Origin of the sequence: Pseudonocardia spirodelae (assembly GCF_037727765.1) — a bacterium.
Classification (GTDB): Bacteria; Actinomycetota; Actinomycetes; order Mycobacteriales; family Pseudonocardiaceae; genus Pseudonocardia; species Pseudonocardia spirodelae.
In genome coordinates this window covers 98,976-121,282 of record NZ_JBBJUP010000008.1, presented here as the reverse complement: position 1 = coordinate 121,282, position 22,307 = coordinate 98,976, and the positions used below count along the sequence as shown (strand labels likewise).

General features: G+C 74.4%; 21 protein-coding genes. 9 read left to right on the top strand and 12 right to left on the bottom strand.

Annotated elements, in window-relative coordinates; all coding sequences use genetic code 11:
- Window positions 1–10: 10 nt before the first annotated feature.
- Complete coding sequence (gene aroQ, locus WJX68_RS11880) at window positions 11–484, top strand: type II 3-dehydroquinate dehydratase (protein WP_340289950.1); 474 nt, start codon at window positions 11–13, stop codon at window positions 482–484.
- Between the two features lie 46 nt (window positions 485–530).
- Here the strand turns inward: aroQ and WJX68_RS11875 are convergent, their stop codons facing one another.
- Window positions 531–938, bottom strand: a complete 408-nt coding sequence (locus WJX68_RS11875) for a VOC family protein (RefSeq protein WP_340289618.1) — start codon at window positions 936–938, stop codon at window positions 531–533.
- A gap of 125 nt (window positions 939–1,063) precedes the next feature.
- Between WJX68_RS11875 and WJX68_RS11870 the strand changes: the two genes are divergently transcribed.
- Both WJX68_RS11870 and WJX68_RS11865 read left to right on the top strand, forming a co-directional pair.
- Window positions 1,064–2,053 (top strand): Gfo/Idh/MocA family protein, encoded by a 990-nt coding sequence (locus WJX68_RS11870; RefSeq protein WP_340289615.1) that lies wholly within the window; start codon window positions 1,064–1,066, stop codon window positions 2,051–2,053.
- A gap of 86 nt (window positions 2,054–2,139) precedes the next feature.
- Window positions 2,140–3,603: a peptide MFS transporter gene (locus WJX68_RS11865; RefSeq protein WP_340289612.1), complete on the top strand. Its 1,464-nt coding sequence runs from the start codon at window positions 2,140–2,142 to the stop codon at window positions 3,601–3,603.
- 65 nt (window positions 3,604–3,668) lie between these two features.
- On the opposite strand, the gene WJX68_RS11860 is transcribed toward WJX68_RS11865, so the two are convergent.
- From WJX68_RS11860 to WJX68_RS11850, 3 genes are all read right to left on the bottom strand, one after another.
- Entirely contained in the window at window positions 3,669–3,947 is a 279-nt protein-coding gene (locus tag WJX68_RS11860) for a hypothetical protein (RefSeq protein WP_340289609.1), read from the bottom strand.
- A 135-nt stretch (window positions 3,948–4,082) separates the two neighbouring features.
- Window positions 4,083–4,514: an anthrone oxygenase family protein gene (locus WJX68_RS11855; protein WP_340289606.1), complete on the bottom strand. Its 432-nt coding sequence runs from the start codon at window positions 4,512–4,514 to the stop codon at window positions 4,083–4,085.
- Complete coding sequence (locus tag WJX68_RS11850; protein WP_340289603.1) at window positions 4,511–5,374, bottom strand: NmrA family NAD(P)-binding protein; 864 nt, start codon at window positions 5,372–5,374, stop codon at window positions 4,511–4,513. Before WJX68_RS11850 ends, WJX68_RS11855 begins: the two co-directional genes overlap by 4 nt.
- A 134-nt stretch (window positions 5,375–5,508) precedes the next feature.
- On the opposite strand from WJX68_RS11850, the gene WJX68_RS11845 reads away from it, so the two are divergent.
- Complete coding sequence (locus tag WJX68_RS11845; RefSeq protein ID WP_340289600.1) at window positions 5,509–6,489, top strand: AraC family transcriptional regulator; 981 nt, start codon at window positions 5,509–5,511, stop codon at window positions 6,487–6,489.
- Window positions 6,490–6,853: 364 nt separating this feature from the next.
- Here the strand turns inward: WJX68_RS11845 and WJX68_RS11840 are convergent, their stop codons facing one another.
- Complete coding sequence (locus tag WJX68_RS11840) at window positions 6,854–7,633, bottom strand: phosphotransferase (RefSeq protein ID WP_340289594.1); 780 nt, start codon at window positions 7,631–7,633, stop codon at window positions 6,854–6,856.
- 63 nt (window positions 7,634–7,696) lie between these two features.
- Between WJX68_RS11840 and WJX68_RS11835 the strand changes: the two genes are divergently transcribed.
- Window positions 7,697–8,440 carry an SDR family oxidoreductase gene (locus WJX68_RS11835; protein ID WP_340289591.1) on the top strand — a complete coding sequence of 248 codons (744 nt, stop codon included), beginning with the start codon at window positions 7,697–7,699 and terminating at the stop codon, window positions 8,438–8,440.
- A gap of 54 nt (window positions 8,441–8,494) precedes the next feature.
- Window positions 8,495–9,052 carry a bifunctional nuclease family protein gene (locus tag WJX68_RS11830; protein ID WP_340289588.1) on the top strand — a complete coding sequence of 186 codons (558 nt, stop codon included), beginning with the start codon at window positions 8,495–8,497 and terminating at the stop codon, window positions 9,050–9,052.
- On the opposite strand, the gene WJX68_RS11825 is transcribed toward WJX68_RS11830, so the two are convergent.
- The 7 genes from WJX68_RS11825 to WJX68_RS11795 all read right to left on the bottom strand — a co-directional run bounded on the left by WJX68_RS11825 (window position 9,018) and on the right by WJX68_RS11795 (window position 18,495).
- Window positions 9,018–10,955: an ABC transporter ATP-binding protein gene (locus WJX68_RS11825; RefSeq protein WP_340289585.1), complete on the bottom strand. Its 1,938-nt coding sequence runs from the start codon at window positions 10,953–10,955 to the stop codon at window positions 9,018–9,020. The two genes, WJX68_RS11830 and WJX68_RS11825, sit on opposite strands and share 35 nt — an antisense overlap.
- Before the next feature lie 34 nt (window positions 10,956–10,989).
- Window positions 10,990–12,219 carry a multidrug effflux MFS transporter gene (locus WJX68_RS11820; protein ID WP_340289582.1) on the bottom strand — a complete coding sequence of 410 codons (1,230 nt, stop codon included), beginning with the start codon at window positions 12,217–12,219 and terminating at the stop codon, window positions 10,990–10,992.
- A 90-nt stretch (window positions 12,220–12,309) separates the two neighbouring features.
- Complete coding sequence (locus WJX68_RS11815) at window positions 12,310–14,616, bottom strand: FdhF/YdeP family oxidoreductase (protein WP_340289579.1); 2,307 nt, start codon at window positions 14,614–14,616, stop codon at window positions 12,310–12,312.
- A 98-nt stretch (window positions 14,617–14,714) separates the two neighbouring features.
- Entirely contained in the window at window positions 14,715–15,191 is a 477-nt protein-coding gene (locus WJX68_RS11810; protein WP_340289947.1) for a carboxymuconolactone decarboxylase family protein, read from the bottom strand.
- Between the two features lie 20 nt (window positions 15,192–15,211).
- The gene (locus tag WJX68_RS11805) at window positions 15,212–15,682 is read right to left on the bottom strand and encodes an RrF2 family transcriptional regulator (RefSeq protein WP_340289576.1); all 471 of its coding nucleotides are present in this window, start codon (window positions 15,680–15,682) and stop codon (window positions 15,212–15,214) included.
- A 90-nt stretch (window positions 15,683–15,772) separates the two neighbouring features.
- Window positions 15,773–17,764 (bottom strand): acyl-CoA dehydrogenase family protein, encoded by a 1,992-nt coding sequence (locus WJX68_RS11800; RefSeq protein WP_422785694.1) that lies wholly within the window; start codon window positions 17,762–17,764, stop codon window positions 15,773–15,775.
- Window positions 17,761–18,495 carry a TetR family transcriptional regulator gene (locus WJX68_RS11795; protein ID WP_340289573.1) on the bottom strand — a complete coding sequence of 245 codons (735 nt, stop codon included), beginning with the start codon at window positions 18,493–18,495 and terminating at the stop codon, window positions 17,761–17,763. The genes WJX68_RS11800 and WJX68_RS11795 overlap by 4 nt, the downstream gene beginning before the upstream one ends.
- A gap of 140 nt (window positions 18,496–18,635) precedes the next feature.
- Between WJX68_RS11795 and WJX68_RS11790 the strand changes: the two genes are divergently transcribed.
- From WJX68_RS11790 to WJX68_RS11780, 3 genes are read left to right on the top strand one after another with little or no spacing between them, the layout of a single operon-like run.
- Window positions 18,636–19,940: an acetyl-CoA C-acetyltransferase gene (locus tag WJX68_RS11790; protein WP_340289570.1), complete on the top strand. Its 1,305-nt coding sequence runs from the start codon at window positions 18,636–18,638 to the stop codon at window positions 19,938–19,940.
- On the top strand, window positions 19,937–21,289 hold the full coding sequence (locus WJX68_RS11785) for a 3-oxoacyl-ACP reductase (protein ID WP_340289567.1): 1,353 nt from the start codon (window positions 19,937–19,939) through the stop codon (window positions 21,287–21,289). The genes WJX68_RS11790 and WJX68_RS11785 overlap by 4 nt, the downstream gene beginning before the upstream one ends.
- Window positions 21,289–22,173, top strand: a complete 885-nt coding sequence (locus WJX68_RS11780; RefSeq protein ID WP_340289564.1) for a MaoC family dehydratase — start codon at window positions 21,289–21,291, stop codon at window positions 22,171–22,173. Before WJX68_RS11785 ends, WJX68_RS11780 begins: the two co-directional genes overlap by 1 nt.
- Window positions 22,174–22,307 lie beyond the last annotated feature (134 nt).

Here is a 22,307-nt window from a genome sequence, read left to right as displayed (position 1 = left end):
GCCTGCGAGGATCGTGGGCGTGACCACCGTCTTCGTGTTCAACGGCCCGAACCTCAACCTGCTCGGGACCCGCAAGCCGGAGGTGTACGGCACCACCGTGCTCGCCGACGTCGAGGCGCTGTGCCGGGAGACCGTCGCCGCGCACCACCTCGAGCTGGACTTCCGCCAGACCAACCACGAGGGCGTGCTCGTCGACTGGATCCACGAGGCCGGCGCCGCGGTGAAGCGCGGCGACGCGATCGGGCTCGTGCTCAACGCCGCCGCCTACACCCACACCTCGGTCGCCCTGCACGACGCGATCGAGGGCGCCGAGCTGCCCACGGTCGAGGTGCACATCTCCAACGTGCACGGGCGCGAGACCTTCCGGCACCACTCCTACGTCTCGCCGGTCGCGGCCGGGATCGTCGTCGGGTTCGGCGTCGACGGCTACGCACTGGCGATCGACGGGCTGGTCCGCAAGGTGCGCCCGCTGCGCGCGGTCTGACGGCCCGGGCCGCCGCGCACCCCTCGGCGCGGCGACCCGCGACCGGTCAGCCCTCCATCGCGGAGGGGTCCATCCAGACGAACTCCCAGCGGTGGCCGTCCGGGTCGTCGACGCTGCGGCCGTACATGAACCCGTGGTCCTGGGTCTCGCCGCCCTGCGTGCCCCCCGCGCCCAGCCCGGCGTCGGCGAGGCGGTCGACCTCGTCGCGGGCCTCGACGCCCAGCGCGTTGATGACCTCGCGGGCGGTACCGGCGTCGGCGGTCGCGGACTGCTTCGTGAACTCCGCGAACCGCTTCTCGGTCATGACCATGGCGACGATCGCGTCGCTGACCACGAACGACGCGGTCTGCTCGTCGGAGAACTGCTCGTTCAGGGTGAACCCCAGCGCGGAGTAGAACGCCTTCGCGGCGTCCAGGTCGGCCACGGGCAGGTTCACGAAGATCATGTTCGGCATCACGGGGCTCCTCGGGCGGGTGGCACCGGTCCCGGTGCCGTTCAGCAGGATCGACCGGTGGTCGTGGCGGAACTCATCGGCCCCGCGCGGACGGATCCGGGCCGGTGTTGGCAGGATCGGCGACCATGACCGTGAGGTGGGGGATCATCGGCCCGGGCCGCATCGCGGACGCCGTCGCGCCGGACTTCGCGCACGTGCCCGGCGCCGAGCTCGTCGCCGTCGCGTCGCGTTCGGAGGAGCGCGGGCGCGACTTCGCCCGCCGGCACGGGATCGACCGCGTGCACACCGGCTACCGGGCGATCCTCGACGATCCCGGTGTCGACGTCCTCTACGTCGCCACCCCGCACCCGCACCACCGCGCCATCGCCCTCGCCGCGATCGAGGCGGGCAAGGCGCTGATGGTCGAGAAGGCGTTCACGGTCAGCTCCGTCGCCACCCGCGAGATCGCCGCCGCCGCGCGGAACCGGGGCGTGTTCGTCATGGAGGCGATGTGGACGCGGTTCTTCCCCGCCGTCGTCCGGCTGCGGGAGCTGGTCGCCGAGGGCCGGATCGGTGAGGTCCGCTCCGTGCAGGCCGACCTGGGGGTGCGCAACCGCACCGACCCCGACGACCGCTTCTTCTCCCCCGAGCTGGGCGGCGGCGCGCTGTTCGACCTGGGCGTCTACGTGGTGTCGTTCGCGCAGATGATGCTGGGCAGCCCGTCGACCGTGGCCGCGAGCGGCGCCCTGATGCCGTCCGGTGTGGACTCCGAGGAGTCGATCCTGCTGGGCTGGCCGGACGGCCGCAGCGCCGCCCTGCAGGTCAGCCTGCGGTGCGCGATGCCCGGCTCGGCGCGGGTGGTCGGCACCGAGGGCTGGATCGAGGTCCCGCCCCGGTTCCACCACCCGGACCGGATCGTCGTGCACGCCCACGGCGCGGACCCCGAGGAGATCGTGCTGCCGGCCACCGGCCGGGGCTACACGCACGAGATCGAGGAGGTCACCCGGCTGGTCGCGGCGGGGGAGACCGAGAGCCCGGTGATGCCGCTCGCCGACACCGTCGCGGTGCAGGACGTGATGGCCGCGGTCGCCGACCGGATCGGCATGGTGCCCGAGGAGGGCTCCGCGACGCTGTGATCAGCGACGATCGCCGATCGTTGCTGTGAGCAATCCATCTCGTCACGCGCTTTACGCGGCGGGTACCGAGGAGTAGACCTGCCGGGGTGTCCGACACCCAGATCACATCCCAGCGCCGGGAGAAGACCTTTCTCGGCCACCCCACCCAGCTCGGGACGCTGTTCGGCGTCGAGATGTGGGAGCGGTTCTCCTTCTACGGCATGCAGGGGATCCTGCTCATCTACATGTACTACTCGGTCGCCGAGGGCGGTCTCGCCGTCGACCAGGCGGTCGCGGCCGGCATCGTCGGTGCCTACGGCGGCACGGTCTACCTCTCGACGATCCTCGCGGCCTGGTCCGCCGACCGGCTCTTCGGTCCCGAACGCGTCCTGTTCGGCAGCGCCCTGGCGGTGATGGCCGGCCACATCGCGCTGGCACTCGTCCCCGGTGCCGCCGGGCTCGCGACCGGCCTCGTGCTCGTCGCGTTCGGCAGCGGCGGCGTCAAGGCCAACGCCTCGACGATCCTCGCCACCCTCTACGGCCCGGGCGACGACCGGCGCGACGCCGGCTTCTCGATCTTCTACCTGGGCGTCAACATCGGCGCCTTCAGCGGCCCGATCCTCACCGGCGTGCTGCAGTCGACGTGGGGCTTCCACGTCGGCTTCGGGCTCGCCGCCGTCGGTATGGCCCTGGGCCTGACCCAGTACGCGCTCAACCGCCGCAAGCTGCCCGAGTCCGGCTTCGTCGTCCCGAACCCGCTGCCCACCGCGGCGCGGGTGCGGGTGGGCGTCGGTGCCGCCGTGGCACTCGTCGTCGTCGCGGTGCTGGTCGTGACCGGGGTGATCACCGCCGACCGGCTCAAGTGGATCGTGTTCGGGATCGTCGTCCTCGCCACCGTCGGCTACTTCTCGCTGATGCTGACCAGCCCGAAGGTGGACGGCGTCGAGCGGCGCCGGGTCATCGCCTTCCTGCCGATGTGGATCGCCAGCGCCGTGTTCTGGGCGATCTTCCAGCAGATCTTCACCGTGCTGACCATCTACTCCGACGAGCGGCTGAACCGCACGATCCTCGGCTGGGAGATGCCGGTGACCTGGACCCAGTCGATCGAGCCGATCTTCGTCATCGTGCTCGCCGGGGTCTACGCCACCGTGTGGACCAAGCTCGGGCCGCGCCAGCCGTCGTCGCCGCTGAAGATGGCGATCGGCACGATCGTGGTCGGCGTGGCCGTCCTGCTGTTCGTGCCGTTCGCCGGCACCGGCGCCAACGGCACGCCGCTGCTGGTGCTGGTCGGGATCCTGCTGGTGTTCTGCCTGGCGGAGCTGTTCACGTCCCCGGTGGGGCAGTCGCTGTCGACCAAGCTGGCGCCGCAGGCGTTCCAGACCCAGATGGTCGCCCTGTTCTTCCTCTCGGTCTCGATGGGCACCGTGCTCTCGGGCCTGCTCGCCGAGTTCTACAGCGCCGGGAACGAGGTGGCCTACTTCGGTGTCACCGGCCTGGTGGCGATCGCGGTCGGGCTCGTCGTGGTCGCCATGGTGCCGAAGCTGAAGGTCCTGATGGAGGGCGTGCGGTAGCCCGCATCGAACACCGGTTCGAGATGTCCCCAGCTGTGCACACACCTGTGGACAACTCGTGTGGATCACCGACGGCGGGTGCGCCGGATCGTCGGTGAGTCCATCGGCTCGCCGGCCATCTCCCGGGCGATCCGCACCACGTGTGCGCGTACGTCCGGGGGCTGGTCGGCGATCCGCATCGCCAGCAGCTCCAGGATCGACGCCAGGCCGAAGGCGATCTCCGGGCTGCTGAGCCCGGCGTAGCGCGCCTGCACGGCCTCGTGGCGCAGGGCGGACGCGGCCGCGAGCACCGTCTCGCGGTCGCTGCGCAGGGCCGAGAGCCGTCGTCGTTCGTGGGCGTTCATGCTCCCCCGGTCGTCGTGCGACGCCGTCGCGGACGACGGCCGGTCGCACCCGGGGGAGCGGGCGCCGGACCAGCGTGCCCCGCCCGCCCCGGCCCGGGCCAGTCGCGTCCCCGAGATGTCGCACACACGTTCGACTCACAGCAGCAGGGCCACCACGCCGAGTGCCGACGCCCCGGCCCGGACGTGGTTCGCGGCCGCCCACCGCGGGGCGAACGCCGCCCAGTCGCCGTCGCGGTCGAGGGCGTGGTTGAGCGGGATGTTCACCGCCGCCGTGACCGCGAACCCGGCGAGCACGGCGAGCCCGCCCGCGGCCCGCAGCGGCGCGCCGCCGAGCACCCCGGCCACCGTCACCGCCCCCGCGACGAGCGCGGTGCCGGCGAACAGCGTCCCGAACACCGGGTTGACGATCACCCGGTTCACCCCGCGCATCACCGCGGCCGCCTCCGCCGCGGGCCGCCGTCGCAGGGCGGGCACCACCGCGACCGAGAACGCCAGGTAGATCCCGCCGAGCAGGCCCGCCCCGGTGACGGCCGCGCCGGTCAGGGCGCCGTCGAGCGGGCCGGTCACGCCGCCACCCCCGCCGCCCACTCCTCGACGGTCAGGACGCCGTCGGCGCTGCCGCGCGGTCCGTGCGCCCGGATCCGGCCCGCGTTGAAGGCGCGGTTCATCGCGACGTGCAGCCGCGCGCCGTCCGCGGGCAACCCGGCCCCGCGCAGCAGCTGCTCCATCTCGTCGTCCGGGACGCGCACGTAGGCCGGGTCCGGCACGCCCAGGGCGGGCCCGAGCGCGGCGACGACGTCGGGCACCGTCCGGTCCGCCGCGCCCTGCACCTCGACGACCGCCGGTGCGTCCGGGTCGAGCAGCGCCGCGGCCGCGGCCCGGCCGACGTCGCGGGTCGCGACCATCGGCAGCGCGACGTCCGGGTCGATCGAGTCGGCGTGCACCCCGTGCGCCCGCATCGCGTCGGCCGACCACAGGAACGACTCGAGGAACAGGCCCGGCCGCAGGCGGGTGACGTGCGCGTCCAGCGTCGCGAGCCGCTGCTCCTGCTCGTGCAGGCTGCCCAGGTAGCCGGTGCGGGCGAGGTCCGGCCCGCCCGGGACCTCCGCCCCGAGCGAGCTCAGCGCGACGACCCGGGGCACGGCCGCGTCGCGCAGCGCGGCGACGACCGACCCCCCGAGCCGGGCCTGGTGCGCGGCGTGGCCGGCCGCGGTGACGTCGAACGGAAGCAGCACGAACGCGGCCCGTGCGCCGTCGAGCGCGCGGCGCAGGAACGCGGTGTCGCCCAGGTCGCCGGCCCACGGCTGCACGCCCGGTGCGGCCGCGGCGGGCCGCCGGGCGACGGCGCGGACCTCCGTCCCGGCCGCCGTCAGCTCCCGGACGACCTGCGCGCCCACGTTCCCGGTCGCTCCCAGAACGGTGATCATGTCCAGCCCCTCTCGTCGGTGTGCGTCCACGATCGCCGCGTTGGACCGGACGCAGAATGGCCGTTCATCCACATTCGGTGCTTATCCGTCCACAGGTGGGGATGGGCTGTGGACGGACTGTCATGCTGTGCACCGTGTCCACCGCGCCGCCGTTCCCGGCCGCCGACCCGCTCGGGGAGGCGCTGCACGTGCTGCGCATGGACGGCGTCTTCTACTGCCGCTCCGAGCTCGGCGAGCCGTGGGGGATGACGCTGCCCGCGACCCCGGGCTGCCTGTGGTTCCACGTCGTGACCTCCGGCGGCTGCCGGCTCACCGTCGACGGCGAGGACGACCGCGTGCTGCGCCCCGGCGAGCTCGTCCTGGTCCCGCGCGGGACCGGGCACGTGCTGCGCAGCGCGCCGGGGGTGTCCGCACCCGACATCCGGTCGATCCCGCACCCGATGGTCGACGGGCGCTACGCCCTGCTCCGGCACGGCGGCGACGGCCCGGTCACCCGCATGGTGTGCGGCGCCGTGCGGTTCTCCCACCCGGCGGCGGCCGACCTCGTCGACGGTCTCGGCGACCTCGTCCGGGTCGAGCCCTCGCCGCTGGGCGACCGGGTCCAGGACACGCTGCGGCTGCTGGCCGCCGAGATCGAGCACGGCGGGCCCGGCAGCGACGCGGTGGTCACCCGCCTCGCCGACGTGCTCGTGCTGCAGGCCGTCCGCGGCGTGCTGGCCGGGCGTCGGGCGGCGCGCACCGGCTGGCTCGGCGCGCTCGCCGACGACCGGATCGGCCGCGCGCTCGCCGCCGTGCACCGCGAGCCGGAACGGGAGTGGAGCCTCGCCGTGCTCGCCGCGACCGCGGCGATGTCGCGCTCGGCGTTCTCCGCCCGCTTCACCGAGCTCGTCGGCGAGCCCGCGATGGGCTACGTGACGCGCTGGCGGATGCACGCCGCCGCCGAGTTCCTGTCGGAGGGGCGTGGCACGGTGGCGCACGCGGCGCACCGGTTCGGCTACCGCTCCGAGGCCGCGTTCGCGCGGGCCTTCGCCCGGGTGGTCGGCGAGCCCGCCGGACGGGTGCGCCGGCGCGGCCGCACCGGGGCCGGATCCGGGTTCGCGGCCTTCGGCGACTGACCCGCACCCCTCGCACACACGTTCGATGCAGGGCTGCTACGCTGCGACGACGCGGCCGAGAGAAGGGGAGTCGAGCGGATCGATCGCCGCGTATCCGGGTGTATCGCGGCGACCGTAGACAGCGGTAGTCGACGGTATGGCCGCGCCCCCTCGCTCCGTATCGCGCTGTCTAGCGGCGTCCGGAGAGAAGAGTAGAGGGCGGCATCGCCGGCACGATGCCGTTGTCTGGTGTCGTCTCGCGCTGATCCGAGACAACCGTAGAGAGCGCGATCGTGTGCGTCCGCAGCCCGGTCGAGCACTGTCTCGGGCTGTCTCGTGCCCGTCCTAGACCGCCGCAGACGACGGCATCCCCGGCTCCCGCTGCTCAGGCGGTGAGCAGCCGGGCGGCGTCGGCGCACCCGGCCCGGACCAGTCCGTCGTCGCCGGTGTCGAGGCCGAACGCGACGGCGAACAGCGGCCCGGCCCGGTGCCAGTCCCCGGCCCGGGCCCGCAGCGCGGGGGTGACGCCGTAGGTGGCGGCCACGGCGTCGGCGCACCCGCGCGGGGCCGCGACCAGCGCCCAGGCCAGGTCCTTGGCCGGGTCCCCGGCGCGGCTGTCGCTCCAGTCGATGACGCCGGTCAGCCGGCCCGCGGCGTCGACGAGCAGGTGGTCGGGGTTCAGGTCGCCGTGCACCAGGGTGTCCACCGGCGCCACGGCCAGCCGGTCGCAGAGTGCCGCCACCGGCCCGCGCAGCCGGCCGGGCAGCAGGTCGGCGACCGGTCCGCGGAACCGCGCCAGGGCCGCGGCCCGCAGCGCCCGGTTGTCCTCGGGCCCCGGGACGCCACGCGCGACGGCGCCGGCGACGGGGACGGCGTGCAGCGCCCGCAGGAACCGGCCCAGCGCCGCCCCGAGGGCCGGGCCCGGCGCGGTGACCGGCTCGCCCGGCAGCACCCGGTGCCGCACGACCAGCGGGTCCTCGCCCACCACGTGCGGCACGGGGACGGGCAGCGGGAGCCGCGGCGCCAGCCACGGCAGCAGCCGGGTCTCGGTCCGCAGCCACGGCTCCACGTCGGGACGGCGGGCGGTGCGTTCCAGCCACACCCCGTCCACCAGCACGGCGGCGCTGTCCCAGCCGCCCCCGGCGTCGACCCGTGCCGCGTCCACACCGACGATCGAACCGCGCCGACGTGGGGTCGTCGAGGGGCGGGCCGTGACAGGGTGGTGGCCATGAGCGGTGTGGCGGTGGTGACCGGGGCCGGGTCGGGCATCGGGGCGGCGGTGACCGGCGGGCTGCTCGACGCCGGCTGGCGGGTCGCCCTCGCCGGGCGCCGACGCCCGAAGCTCGACGAGGTCGCCGCCGGTCGTCCCGCGGACACGGTGCTGACCGTCGCCGCCGACGTCACCGACCCCGGCTCGGTCGACGCCCTGTTCGACGCGGTCCGCGACCGCTGGGGCCGGGTGGACCTGCTCGTCAACAACGCCGGGTCCTTCGGCGCGGGCGGCACCGTCGACGAGATCTCCGTCGAGGACTGGCAGGCCGCGGTCGCGGTCAACCTGACCGGCTCGTTCCTCTGCGCGCGCGCCGCGTTCGGCGCGATGCGCCGGCAGGACCCGCAGGGCGGGCGGATCATCAACAACGGGTCGATCTCCGCGCACGTCCCGCGGCCGGGCAGCGCGCCCTACACCGCCACCAAGCACGCGGTCACCGGGCTGACGAAGTCGCTGTCGCTCGACGGCCGGCGCTTCGGCATCGCCTGTGGGCAGATCGACATCGGCAACGCCGCCACCGAGATGACGGCGGGCATCGCGACCGGGGCGACGCAGGCCGACGGCACCGTCGCGCCGGAGGCGACGTTCGACGTGCGCCACGTCGCGGACGCCGTCGTCTACATGGCCGGGCTGCCGCCGGAGGCCAACGTCCAGTTCCTCACCGTGGCGGCGACGACCATGCCGTGGCTCGCCAGGGGCTGACGCCGTCTCGTTATGAGACTTCCGTCACCCGGTGCGGCGGGGGACACTGGGTCGATGACCCGGACGATGCACGTCCTGCGCCTGATCGTGCACGCCCGCTCGCGGCAGCCGGTCCTGCTGCTCGGCGAGGCCGACGGGGACCGGTGCGTGCCGGTCTTCCTGCGCCCGCAACAGGCCGAGGTCATCGCGGCCGGCCCCCGCACCGACGCCGACGCCGACGCCCCCGGCACCGTCCTGCTGACCCAGGACGTGCTGCTCCCGGTCGTCGAGGTGCTCGGCAGGAGCCTGGAGCGGGTCGAGATCTCCGACCTCGTGGACGGCGTCTACACCGCCGAGCTCGTCTTCGACGGCGACACCCGCCTCGCCGTCCGCCCGTCCGACGCGCTCGCACTCGCCGTGCGCGAGCGGCTGCCGATCGGCATGGCCGAGCACGTCCTCGACGAGGTCGGCCAGGCCGTCGACGACGTCCTGCCGCCCGACGGCGACGACACCACCGGCGCCGCCGCCCAGGCCCGCGCCGCCGCGGCCGGGGCGCCCGAGGCCCCGCCGGAGCAGCAGATGCGGCAGTTCCGCGAGTTCATCGACGAGGTGTCACCGGAGGACTTCCGGTAGGCGGCCGCGCCGCTCCCGCGTGCGGCGCGGTGCCGGGGACCGCGGCCGGGCCCACGAGCCGCGGGGCGGCCCACAGCTCGGCGTAGCGGCCGTCGCGGGCGAGCAGGGAGTCGTGGTCGCCGCGCTCGACGATCCGGCCGTGCTCGAGCACGAGGATCTCGTCGGCGTCGCGGACCGTGGACAGCCGGTGCGCGATGACGACCGCCGTCCGTCCCTCCAGCGCCTCGGCCAGCGCCGCCTGCACGGCCGCCTCCGAGGTCGTGTCCAGGCTGGCGGTGGCCTCGTCGAGCACGACGATCCGCGGCCGGGCCAGCAATACCCGCGCGATCGTCATCCGCTGGCGCTCCCCGCCCGACAGCCGGTACCCGCGCTCCCCGACGACGGTGCCGAGCCCGTCGGGCAGGGAGGCGACCAGCCCGTCGAGCCGGGCCCGGCGCAGGGCGTCCCACAGCTGCGCGTCGCTCGCCCCGGGCGCCGCGATCCGCAGGTTCTCCGCGACGGTGTCGTGCAGCAGGTGACCGTCCTGGGTCACGAACCCCACCGCCCGGTGCACCGCGTCCAGCGACAGCTCCCGGACGTCGACGCCGCCGATGCGGACCGCGCCCGAGCCGGCGTCGTAGAGCCGGGCGAGCAGCTGCGCCACCGTCGACTTCCCCGCGCCCGAGGAGCCGACCAGCGCCACGACCGCGCCGGGCGCCGCGTGGAACGACACCTCGTGCAGCACCTGCTCGCCGCCGCGGGTGTCGAGCACCGCCACCTCCTCCAGCGACGCCAGCGACACCTGTTCGGCGGTCGGGTAGGCGAACGACACCCGGTCGAACGTGACGCCGACCGGGCCGGCCGGGAGCGCCCGCGGCGACGGCGGGTCGGCGACCATCGGTTCCAGGTCGAGGACCTCGAACACCCGCTCGAAGCTGACGAGCACGGTCATGAGCTCCATCCGGGCCCCGGCCAGCGCCGTCAGCGGCTGGTAGAGGCGGGTGAGCAGCAGCGCGAGCGACACGACGTCGCCCGCCGACAGCGTGCCGGCCAGCGCGAACCCGCCCCCGACGCCGTACACGACCGCCACGGCCAGCGACGACGCCAGCGTCAGCGCGGTCACGAACGTCCACTGCAGCATCGCCGAGCGGACCCCGATCGCCCGGACCCGGTCGGCGCGCTCGGCGAACGCCGCCGACTCGCGCTCCGGACGTCCGAACAGGGTGACCAGGGTGGCGCCGGGTGCGGAGAACCGCTCGGTCATCCGGGTGCTCATCGCGGCGTTGTGGTCGGCCGCCGCGCGCTGCAGCGCGGCCAGGCGCCGTCCCATCAGCCGGGCGGGGACCAGGAACAACGGCAGCAGCAGCGTCACCAGCAGCGTCACCGGCCACGAGATGACCAGCATCGCGCCGAGCGTCAGCAGCAGCACGACGGTGTTCGACACGACACCGGCGAGGGTGTCGGAGAACGCCCGCTGCGCGCCCAGCACGTCGGAGTTCAGCCGGGAGACCAGCGCGCCGGTCCGGGTCCGGGTGAAGAACGCCACCGGCATCCGCTGCACGTGGTCGAACACCGTGGTCCGCAGCTGCAGGATCAGCCCCTCGCCGAGGTGCGCGGAGTACCAGCGGGTCAGCATCGACAGGGCGGCCTCGGTCAGCGCGACGACCGCCATCGCCGCCGCCAGCAGCGCCAGGTGCCCCAGCGGGGCGCCGGTCGTCACCGCGTCGGTGGCCCGCCCGGCCAGCAGCGGCACCGCGACGGTCAGCACGGCGGCCACCGTGGACACCGCGAGGAACGCCGCGATCCGCCGCCGGTGCGGGCGGGCGAAGGCCAGCACCCGCCGGGCCGTCTCCCCGGCCGGGCGGCGGCGCACGCCCGGTTCCTCGCTCGCGGTGCGCAGGGCCGTCCAGATGGTCGCATCCATGCCCGGGACGCTAGGAGGTGAAGCTGAGTTCAGGTCAAGCGATGGCGGGATCGTCGTTGACGTCGGGCAGCGTCCGCGGCCGGACGACGGCGACCAGTGCGATCCCGGCGAGCGCGATCGCGCCGAACATGGCCAGGCCCATCCCGGCCGCGTCGTTGCCGAGCAGCCCCACCACCGGGGAGGTGGCGGCACCGAGGCCGAACTGCAGCGACCCGAGCAGCGCCGACGCCGTCCCGGCGGACTCGCCGTGCCGGGCCAGCGCGAGCGCCGGGGCGTTGGGCAGGACGAACCCGCACGCCAGCAGCAGCGACCACACCCCGGCGAGCACGGCGGGCAGCCCGCCGGTGCCGGTGACGGTGAGCAGCGCGAGCACCGCGCCGACCGCCACCCCGGCCGCGACGGCGACGGTCATGACCTGCCGCGGCTCGAACCGGCGCAGCAGCACCGGGTTGAGCTGGGTGCCGACGACCAGCCAGATCGCGCCCGCGCCGAAGGCGATCCCGAACGTCTGCTGGTCCATCCCGAACTGCTGCTGGTAGACGTACGCGGCACCGGAGACGTAGCTGAACAGCGCGCCCATCGCGAGCCCGGCGACGAGCACGAGCCCGACGAAGGTCCGGTCGCGCAGCAGCCCGCCGTAGGTCCGCAGCGTCGGCCCGAACCGGGCCGACCGGCGTCGCGACGGCGGCAGCGTCTCGGGCAGGCCGGCCGTCACCACGGCCAGCATGACCACGCCGTAGCCGGCCAGGAACAGGAACACCCCGCGCCAGGACACCCAGTTCAGCAGGGCCGCGCCGAGGGTCGGGGCGAGCACCGGGAAGGCGCCCATGACCAGGATGAGCCGCGAGAGCATGGTCGCCGCGGCGCGCCCGGTGAACAGGTCCCGCACCACGGCGAGGCCGATCACCGCCCCGGCCGAGGCCCCGACGCCCTGCAGCACCCGCAGCACCGCGAGCACCTCGATGCTCGGCGCGAGCGCGACGAGAGCCGAGGCGAGCACGTGCACGGCGGTGCCCGCGAGCAGCGGCAGGCGGCGGCCCCACGCGTCGGAAAGCGGGCCGATCAGGACCTGGCCGAGCGCGAGCCCGGCCAGCGTCCCGGTCAGGGTCAGCTGCACGACCGGCTCGGACGCGCCCAGGTCGCGTCCGACGTCGGGCAGCGCGGGCAGGTAGGTGTCGATGGTCAGCGGTCCGAGCGCGATCAGCGCGCCCAGGATCAGTGCGATCCGCACCCGGCTCGGAGCCGCGACGGCAGTGGTGGTCACCGGTGTGTCCCCCCTCGTGTGGCCGAACGGTGCAACCTCACGAGGGGTGACGACGATTCCGGCCCGGCCTCATCGGCCGGGTGACCACGGTCACGCCGTGGCGGGCTCCAGCCGCACGACGACCCACTTCGACGTCGGGCAGCGCGACGCCTCGGCGAAGGAGTCGAGCGGGATCAGCGGGTTGGTCTCCGGGTAGTACGCGGCGATGCAGCCCTTCGGCGTCGAGTAGGACACCAGCCGGAAGTCGTCCGCGCGCCGCTCCACGCCGTCGGTCCACTCGCCGACCAGGTTCACCCGGTCGCCGTCGGCGAACCCGAGCTCGCGCAGGTCGGCGGGGGAGATGAACACGACCCGGCGGCCGGAGTGGATGCCGCGGTAGCGGTCGTCCAGGCCGTAGATCGTGGTGTTGAACTGGTCGTGGCTGCGCAGGCTCTGCAGCACGAGCCGCCCCTCGGGCAGCGTCGCGACCTGCAGCGGGCTGACCGTGAACTCCGCCTTGCCGGAGTCGGTCGGGAAGGTCCGGCTGTCGCGCGGCGGGTGGGCCAGGGTGAACCCGCCGGAGCGGGCGACCTTCTCGGTGTAGGCCTCGCAGCCGGGCACGACGCGGCCGATCCGGTCGCGGATGCGGTCGTAGTCGGCGGCGAAGTCGCCCCAGGGGACGAGGTGGTCCGCGCCGAGCGTGGCCCGGGCGATGCCGCACAGGATGTCGACCTCGGAGCGCAGGTGCTCGCTCGCCGGCTCGGAGCGGCCGTGCGAGGCGTGCACCGCCGACATCGAGTCCTCGACGGTGATCCGCTGCACCCGGCCGCCGGTCAGGTCCTTCTCGGTGCGCCCGAGCGCGGGCAGGATGAGCGCGTCGGTGCCCGCGACCAGGTGCGAGCGGTTCAGCTTCGTCGAGATCTGCACGGTGAGCGCGCACCGCTCCAGCGCGGGCTCGGTGACGCCGGTGTCGGACATGGCCTGCGAGAAGTTGCCGCCGAGGCCGACGAAGACCGACGCGCGGCCCTCGGCCATCGCCTGGACCGAGGCGATGGAGTCGTAGCCGTGCTCGCGCGGCGGCTCGAAGCCGAACTCGTCGCGGATCGAGTCGAGGAAGCTGTCGGCGACCTTCTCCCAGATGCCCATCGTGCGGTCGCCCTGCACGTTGGAGTGGCCGCGGACCGGGCACAGGCCCGCGCCCGGCTTGCCGATCATGCCCTGGAGCAGGGTGACGTTGACCATCTCCTTGATGGTCGCGACGGCGTTGCGGTGCTGGGTGATGCCCATCGCCCAGCAGTTCACGATCCGCTCCGAGGTCGCGAGCATCTCCGCGGCGCGCTCGATGGCGCCCCACTCGAGCCCGGTCGCGGCGACGACGGCGTCGCGGTCGAGGTCCTTGACGTGCGCGGCGTAGGCCTCGAAGCCGTCGGTGTGGCGCTCGATGAAGTCGCGGTCGAGCACGGTGCCGGGGGCGCGGTCCTCGGCGGCGAGCAGCAGGTGCCCGAACGCCTGCCAGAGCGCGAGGTCGCCGTCGCTGCGGATCTGCAGGAACTCGTCGGCCAGGTGGGTGCCGAGGCCGGCCATGCCGCGCGGGGTCTGCGGGTTGTCGAACTTGAACAGGCCGGCCTCGGGCAGCGGGTTGACCGCGAGGATCCGTGCCCCGTTCTTCTTCGCGATCTCCAGCGCGGACAGCATCCGCGGGTGGTTGGTGCCCGGGTTCTGCCCGGAGATCACGATCAGGTCGGTGTCGTGCATGTCCTGCAGCGAGACCGAGCCCTTGCCGACACCGATGGCCTCCGCGAGCCCGACCGAGGTCGACTCGTGGCACATGTTCGAGCAGTCGGGCAGGTTGTTGGTGCCGTAGGCGCGGGCGAACAGCTGGTAGACGAACGCGGCCTCGTTGGAGGCGCGGCCCGAGGTGTAGAACACCGCCTCGTCGGGGCTCGCGAGCCCCCGCAGGTGCTCACCGACCAGGCCGAACGCGTCGTCCCACGAGATCGGCTCGTAGTGCGTGCCGCCGGCGCGGCGGACCATCGGGTGGGTCAGCCGCCCCTGGCTCTCCAGCCAGTGCGCGCTGCGCCCGCGCAGGTCGTCGATCGAGTGCTCGGCGAAGAACTCCGGGGTGACGCGCCGGCGGTCGCCCTCCCAGGACACCGCCTTCGCGCCGTTCTCGCAGAACTCCGCGGTGTGCCGCTCGCCCGGGGCCGGGTCCGGCCACGCGCAGCTCATGCAGTCGAACCCGTCGACCTGGTTCATCGACAGCAGGTTCTTCGCGGTCTTCACCACGCCCTGCTCGGCGAGCGAGCGCTTCATCGACACCGCCACCGCGGTGGCCCCCGCGGCCGCGGTCTTCCGTCCGGTGACGCGGAGCTCCGGCTCCTCGTCGTCGACCGGAGGATGGATCGGGGAAACGCTCACGGCACACCTCACTGCTGTCCTGCTGCTGCATCGGGACGGTCGGTCCCACCCGATCACAACGGTGCGCCCGCCGCGACGCCGGCGCCACCCGAGTGTGATCAGGCCGGGGTCGTGGCCCGCCGGTGGCTGCCCGCGACCTGCCGGGTGGCGACGCTGATGCGGTTCCAGGCGTTGATCGTCGCGATCGTGACGACCAGCAGGGTCAGCGCCGGCTCGTCGAAGACGGCGGCGGCCTCGTCCCAGACGGCGTCCGGCACGGCGTCGGGCCGGTCGGCGAGCCGGGTGACCTCCTCGGTCAGCGCCAGCGCGGCCCGCTCCTGGCGGGTGAACCACGGCGCCTCCCGCCACGCGGCGACGGCGAACAGCCGCTCGGTGCGCTCGCCCGCGGCCAGCGCGTCGTGGGAGTGCATGTCGACGCAGAACCCGCAGCCGTTGAGCTGGGAGGCCCGCAGCCGGACCAGCTCCTGCACGGCGTGCGGGAGGGCGTCGTCGTCGCGGGTGGAGGCCTCCAGCGCGGCCAGCGCGCGGTAGCTCTCCGGGACGTGGGCGTAGGGGCGGGTGATGCGCGGTTCCACGGCGTTCTCCCTCGTGTCGGTCACGGTGCGAGTGCGGCCCGCACGCGCTGCGGCGCGTCCGGGGCGTGGCGGACGACGTCGGCGGCGACGTCGGCCAGCGAGCGCGCGGCCAGCTCACGGCGCCAGGCCAGCTCGGCCGAGCGCATGGACAGCGAGATCGCGCAGCTGCCGGAGTAGTCGGCGGCGGGGTCGCCGCCCGGGGCGGCGCCGAGGATCGACGTGCAGCGGAACGCCTCCTCCGGCCCCTCCAGCGCGACGACGACGTCGAGCAGCGACACCGCGCCGGGCTCGCGGGCCAGCCGGAAGCCGCCGCGCGGCCCGGGGACCGAGTCGCAGATCCCGGCCCGGACCAGCGCCTGCAGCTGCTTGTTCAGGTACGCGGCGGGCAGGTCGTAGTGGCCGGCCAGCCGGGCCCCGGGCACCGGCGCGCCGACCCAGGCCAGGTTCAGGCAGCAGTGCAGTGCCCACTCGACTCCCTGCCCCATCCGCATGACCCGGACACTACACATCCCGGATATTAGATGTCCAGGTTTCGGGACGGCGGTGGCCGCCGGACCGGAGCCCGGCGGCCACCGCTGCGGTCAGCCCGCCTCGACCTGGTCGGCCAGCGGCTGGGCCGGACGGCCCGGCGCGGGCGCCCAGGCCTCGTCGTCGAGCATCGGGCAGGCCAGCCACTCCTCCGGGACGCCGAAGGCGTCGACCAGCGTGCGCGCGTACGGACGCAGCTCGGTGCACAGCCCGTTGACCACCGGCCGGATCGATCGCGACTCGGCCGCGGTGAGCCGCCCGGTCTCCAGGTACCAGGCCCGCTCGCGGTCGATCACGCTCAGCACGTGCAGGTCGTACACCCGCTCCAGCAGGCCGCGCACCGCCGGGTCGTCGACGGTCGCCAGCTTGTCGGCGAAGGACCGCTCGACGAGCGTGTCGACGTGCGCCCGCGCGGCGACCAGCAGCAGGTCCTGCGCGGAGTTGAACACGGCGAACTCGTCGGCGCCCCGGCGCATCGCGGGCGCGAGGCTGCGGATCGTGGCGGCGAGGGTGTCCTCGCGACGCACGGCCAGCAGCTCGCGACGGCGCCTGCGGTCGGTCAGGTCGATCCCGCGGAACGGGAGGCGCCGGGTCAGCGACGCGGCCCCGGTCCGCTCGGCGAGCACCCCGGCGAGCTGACGGCCCAGCAGCGGCGCGATCTCGAGCGGGTTGCCCTTCTTGATCGTGCGGCCGTAGTCGGACAGCAGCTCCTTGGCCAGCAGCTGCAGCAGCACCGTGTTGTCGCCCTCGAAGGTCGTGAACACGTCGGTGTCCGCCTTGAGCGCGGGCAGCAGGTTCTCCTCCAGGTAGCCGGCGCCGCCGCAGGCCTCCCGGCAGGTCTGGATGGTGTGCGTGGCGTGCCAGGTCGCGATCGCCTTGATCCCGGCGGCGGACTGCTCCAGGGTGCGCTGCTCGCGGGCCCCGACCGGGCCCGCACCCGGGGCCTGGACGTCGTGCATGCGCTTCACCAGGTCGTCCTGGGTGAAGTGCAGGGCGAACGTGGTCGCCAGCGCGGGCAGCAGCTTCTGCTGGTGGGCCAGGTAGTCCAGGACGGCGATCTCCTCGCCGGTCGCCGGGTTCGCGAACTGGCGGCGCCGCTCGCCGAAGCGCACGGCCAGGGCCAGGGCCTTCTGCGCGGCCCCGCCGGCGCCGCCCGCGACCGAGATCCGGCCGCGGACCAGCGTGCCGAGCATGGTGAAGAACCGGGCGGTCTCGTTCTCGATCGCCGACGAGTACGTGCCGTCCTCGGCGACGTCGGCGAAGCGGTTGAGCAGGTTCTCGCGCGGGATGCGGACGTGGTCGAAGGCCAGCCGTCCGTTGTCGACGCCGTTGAGCCCGGCCTTGCGGCCGTCGTCGCCGATCTGCACGCCCGGCAGCGGCCGGCCGTCGTTGTCGCGCAGGGGCACCAGGAAGGCGTGCACCCCGGGCCGCTCGTCGCCGGTGATCAGCTGGGCGAACACGACCGCCATCCGGCCGTCGCGCGCGGCGTTGCCGATGTACTCCTTGCGGGCCTGCGGGTAGGGGGTGTGGACGACGAACTCGCCCGCCGCGGCGTCGTAGGTCGCGGTGGTGTGCAGGTGCTGCACGTCCGAGCCGTGGCCGGACTCGGTCATCGCGAAGCAGCCGAGCAGCTCGCCGTCGATGATCTTCCGCAGGTACTGCTCGTGGTGGCGCTCGGTGCCGAGCACCTGCACCGCCCCGCCGAACAGGCCCCACTGGACCCCGGCCTTGACCAGCAGCGACAGGTCGCCGTAGGCGAGCATGGCGAACGCGGTGACGACGCCGCCGACGTCGCCCTCGCCGCCGACGGCCGGGTCGAACCCGGTGTGCGGGCGGCCCGAGGAGGTCAGGAACTTCAGCGAGTCGGTGATGCGGGCGCGGTAGTCCGCGGAGGAGAGGTCGGGGTCGGCGCGCATGTCGGCGTTGGCCGCGAGCTGCTCGCGGGTCTCCTGTCGGACGCGGGCCCACCGGCCGTCGACGACCGTGCGGAGGGTCTCCGCCGGGATGCGGTCGGGGGTGGGCAGGGTGCGGGTCTGGGCGTTCACTGCGGAACCTCCTGCACGTGCGATGCCAGGCCGGAGAGTCCGGACCAGGCCAGGTCGGTGAGATGGGCGGCGATCCGCTCCCGCGGGGTGCCGTCGGGGCGGGCGAGCCAGTCGTCGGCCGCGCCGCGGACGAGTCCGACGACCGCGTGGCCCCAGATGCGGGCCGCGGCCCGCCGGTCGGCGTCGTCCGTGTGGTCGTCGGTGTGGCCGGGGCCCTCGCCGGTAGTCGTCAGGGTGCCGCCGATCACGGCCGCCACCTCGTCGCCGATCACGGTCACCAGGTCGTTGACCGGGTCGTGCCCGCCGTCGGTGGTGGCCGGGGCGCGCCGGCCGGCGCCCTGGGTGAGCAGCGGGCGGCGGACGACGAACCGGTAGAGCTCCGGGTCGATCTCGATCAGCCGGAGGTAGGCGTCGATGCCGGCGGCGACCGCGGAGCGCGGGCCGCGCCCGGAGTCCGACAACGCCTCGGCGGTGGCCCGCCGGACCTCGGCGAGCAGGACCCCGGCCACCGACTCGCAGATCGCGGTGTAGAGGCCGGCCCGGTCCCCGAAGTGCCGGTAGATCACGGTCTTGCTGGTGCCGGCCGACGCGGCGATCTCGTCCATGCCGATACCCGCGCCCTCGCGGCGGATGGCCCCGATGGCCGAGCCGACCAGGGCGACCCGCCGCTGCTCGCGGTGGGCGTCCCAGCGGCTGTCGCGCTTGTCCCGTCCGACCTTCACGAAACCCATAGTACCGTGTACCTTGAGTACCGGCTACCCCGTGGTCGCGACGAGCACCACGAACCGATGCTCCGCCCGCCGGGGGCCGCGCGCAGCGCGGCCACCCCGATCGGGTGGGGCGGGACCGATCCGTAGGAGGGACGACCCCCATGCCAGCCAGCACCCGGCGCGCCGCCGTCATCGGCGGCAACCGCATCCCGTTCGCGCGGGCCAACGGTGCCTACGCGAGCGCCTCCAACCTCGACATGCTCACCACCACGCTCGACGGTCTGGTGGCCCGCTTCGGGCTGGCCGGCGAGCGGCTGGGCGAGGTCGTGGCCGGCGCCGTGCTCAAGCACTCGCGCGACTTCAACCTGACCCGCGAGGCCGTCCTCGGCTCCCGGCTGGACCCGGCCACCGCGGCCTACGACGTGCAGCAGGCCTGCGGCACCGGCCTCGAGGCGACCATCGCCGTCGCCAACAAGATCGCGCTCGGCCAGATCGAGTCCGGCGTGGCCGGCGGCGTGGACACCGCGTCCGACGCGCCGATCGCGCTCAACGACGACCTGCGCCGCGTGCTGGTCAAGCTCAACGCCGCGAAGACGGCGGTGGACCGGCTCAAGCTGGTCGGGCAGCTGCGGCCGGGCCAGATCGTCCCGGACATCCCGGAGAACTCCGAGCCGCGCACCGGCCTGTCGATGGGTGGGCACGCGGCGCGCACCGCGCTGGAGTGGGGCATCGGCCGCACCGAGCAGGACGAGCTGACCGCGCGCAGCCACCACAACCTGGCCGCCGCCTACGACCGCGGCTTCTTCGACGACCTGGTCACGCCGTACCTGAGGCTGACCCGGGACGACAACCTGCGCGCCGACTCCTCGGTCGAGAAGCTCGCGAAGCTCAAGCCGGTGTTCGGCAAGGGCCCGGACGCCACCATGACCGCGGGCAACTCGACCCCGCTGACCGACGGTGCCGCCCTGGTCCTGCTCGGCTCCGACGAGTGGGCCGCCGAGCACAAGCTGCCGGTGCTGGCCCACGTCGTCGACGCCGAGACCTCGGCCGTGGACTACGTGCACGGCCCGGACGGGCTGCTCACCGCGCCGGTGTTCGCCGTCCCGCGGATGCTCGAGCGCAACGGCCTGTCCCTGCAGGACTTCGACCTGTACGAGATCCACGAGGCGTTCGCCTCGGTCGTGTGCGTGCAGCGCAAGGCCTGGGAGGACCCGCGCTTCTGCAAGGAGCGCCTGGGCCTCGACGCGCCGCTGGGCGCCGTCGACGACACGAAGCTCAACGTCGCCGGCTCCTCGCTCGCCGCGGGGCACCCGTTCGCCGCGACCGGCGGGCGGATCGTCGCCACCCTCGCGAAGCTGCTGCGGGAGAAGGCCGACACCGAGAAGAAGGACCAGCGCGGCCTGATCTCGATCTGCGCCGCCGGCGGCCAGGGCGTCGTCGCGATCCTGGAGGCGAAGAAGGCATGAGCGATCTCCTGGCCACCCTGTCCAACACCGGAATCGCCAAGCAGCTGGGACTGCCCACGGTGCCGACCCTGCGCCGGCACCGGCCGGGCGACCCGCTGCTGGCGGGACCCGTCCTCGTCGCGTCGGTGGGGGAGGGCCGCTTCGCGAAGGCCGTCACCGCGTTCGTCGAGAGCCACGGCGTGCCCGCGCTCGCCGCGGCGGGCGAGGAGAAGCTGCACGGCGTCGTCCTCGACCTGTCCGGGGCGACGACGCTGGCCGACCTCGCCGCCGCCCAGCAGCTCCTCACCCCCGCGGTGAAGCGGCTCGGCCCCTCGGGCCGGGTGCTGCTCATCGGCGCCGAGCCGGGCGAGGCGTCCGGTGCGGAGGCGGCCGCGGTCGCCCAGTCGCTCGACGGTCTCGTCCGCTCGATCGGCAAGGAGCTGCGGTTCGGCGCGACGGCGAACCTGCTCGTCGTCGCCGCCGACGTCACCCCGGCCGCGATCGACTCCTCGGTCCGGTTCTTCCTCTCGGCCCGCTCGGCCTACGTCGACGGGCAGGTCGCGCACGTGTCCGCGCCGGTGGGCACCCCGCGCGAGCCGGGCGAGGTCGACGACCCGCGCGCCGAGGAGCAGCCGCTGGCCGGGCGGGTCGCCGTCGTCACCGGGGCGGCCCGGGGCATCGGCGCGGCCATCGCCGACACCCTGGCCCGCGACGGCGCGAGCATCGTCGCCGTCGACATCCCGGCGGCCGGGGAGGGGCTGGCCCGCACCGCGAACCGCACCGGCGGCGTCGCGCTGCAGCTCGACATCACCGCCCCCGACGCGGCCGACCGGCTGCTCGGCCACCTGGCCGACCGCCACGGCGGCGTCGACGTCGTGGTGCACAACGCGGGCATCACCCGCGACAAGCTGCTCGCGAACATGACCTCCGACCGCTGGGACTCCGTCCTCGCCGTCAACCTGGGCGCCCAGCTGACGATCAACGAGGCGCTGCTGGCGAAGGGCTCCCCGCTGCACGAGGCGGGCCGCGTGGTCTGCGTGTCGTCGCAGTCGGGCATCGCGGGCAACCGCGGCCAGACCAACTACGCCGCCTCCAAGGCCGGCGTGATCGGGATGGTCCGCGCGCTGGCCCCGCGCTTCGCCGAGCGCGGGGCGACGATCAACGCCGTCGCGCCCGGGTTCATCGAGACCGACATGACGGCGAAGATGCCCGTCGCCACCCGCGAGGGCGGCCGCCGGATCAACTCGCTCAAGCAGGGCGGGCTCCCGGTGGACGTCGCCGAGGCGATCGGGTGGTTCGGGCGCGCCGAGTCCGGCGGGCTCAACGGCCAGGTCGTGCGCGTCTGCGGCCAGTCGATGCTGGGGGCCTGATGACCGCCGTCGCACAGCGGACGGTCACCGAGCTGGCCGGGCCGCCGTCGCTGGGGCCGTACTACGCCTCGGCGGCGGCCCGGGCCGCGCTGCCCGGCGGCACCGGCCGGTCGCTGCCCGCGACCGAGCTGGTCCGCCGCGGCGTGACGGTCGACCCGGCGCACCTGGCCGACTACGCCCGCGTCTGCGGGTTCCGCGTCGGCACCGCGCTGCCGGTGACCTACCCGCACATGCTCACGTTCCCGCTGCAGGTCGTGCTCATGGCCGGCCGGTCGTTCCCGCTGCCGCTGCCCGGGCTGGTGCACGTCGCCAACCGGATCACCGTGCACCGGGCGGTCGCTCCGAGCGAGACGCTCGACGTGCGGGTGTGGGCCGACCGGTTCACCCCTCACCCCAAGGGCGCGCAGGTCGACCTGATCGGCGAGGTCTCCGCCGGCGGGGAGACGGTGTGGTCCGGGCGCAGCACCTACCTCGCCCGCGGGGCGAGGGCCCCCGAGGGCGCGGCCGGGCCGGACATCCCCGAGCCCCCGGTGCCGACCGGTCCGGCGGGCGCGCTGTGGCGGGTCCCCGGTGACATCGGGCGGCGCTACGCGGCGGTGTCCGGCGACGTCAACCCGATCCACCTGCACCCGCTGACGGCGCGGGCGATGGGCTTCCCCCGCGCCATCGCGCACGGCATGTGGACCGCGGCGCACGCGGCCGCGGCACTGGAGGGGCGGGTGCCCGACGCCTGCACCTACGACGTCGTGTTCCGCAAGCCCGTGCTGCTGCCGGCGCGCGCCGAGCTCGTCACGTCGCACGGCGCCGACGGCGCGTGGGGGCTGGCCCTGCGCAGCGCCAAGGACGTGGAAAAGGTCCACCTCGTCGGCCGGATCGGCGGGTAGACCGGGGACGTGCACCACGACGACCCGACCGGGTGGGGAGGTCCCACTCACCCGGTCGGGTGGTTCTGGATCGGTCCACAGGCCGGTACAGCAACGTTTTTGCGATGACGGACGTCCTCTACTACGTCCACCAT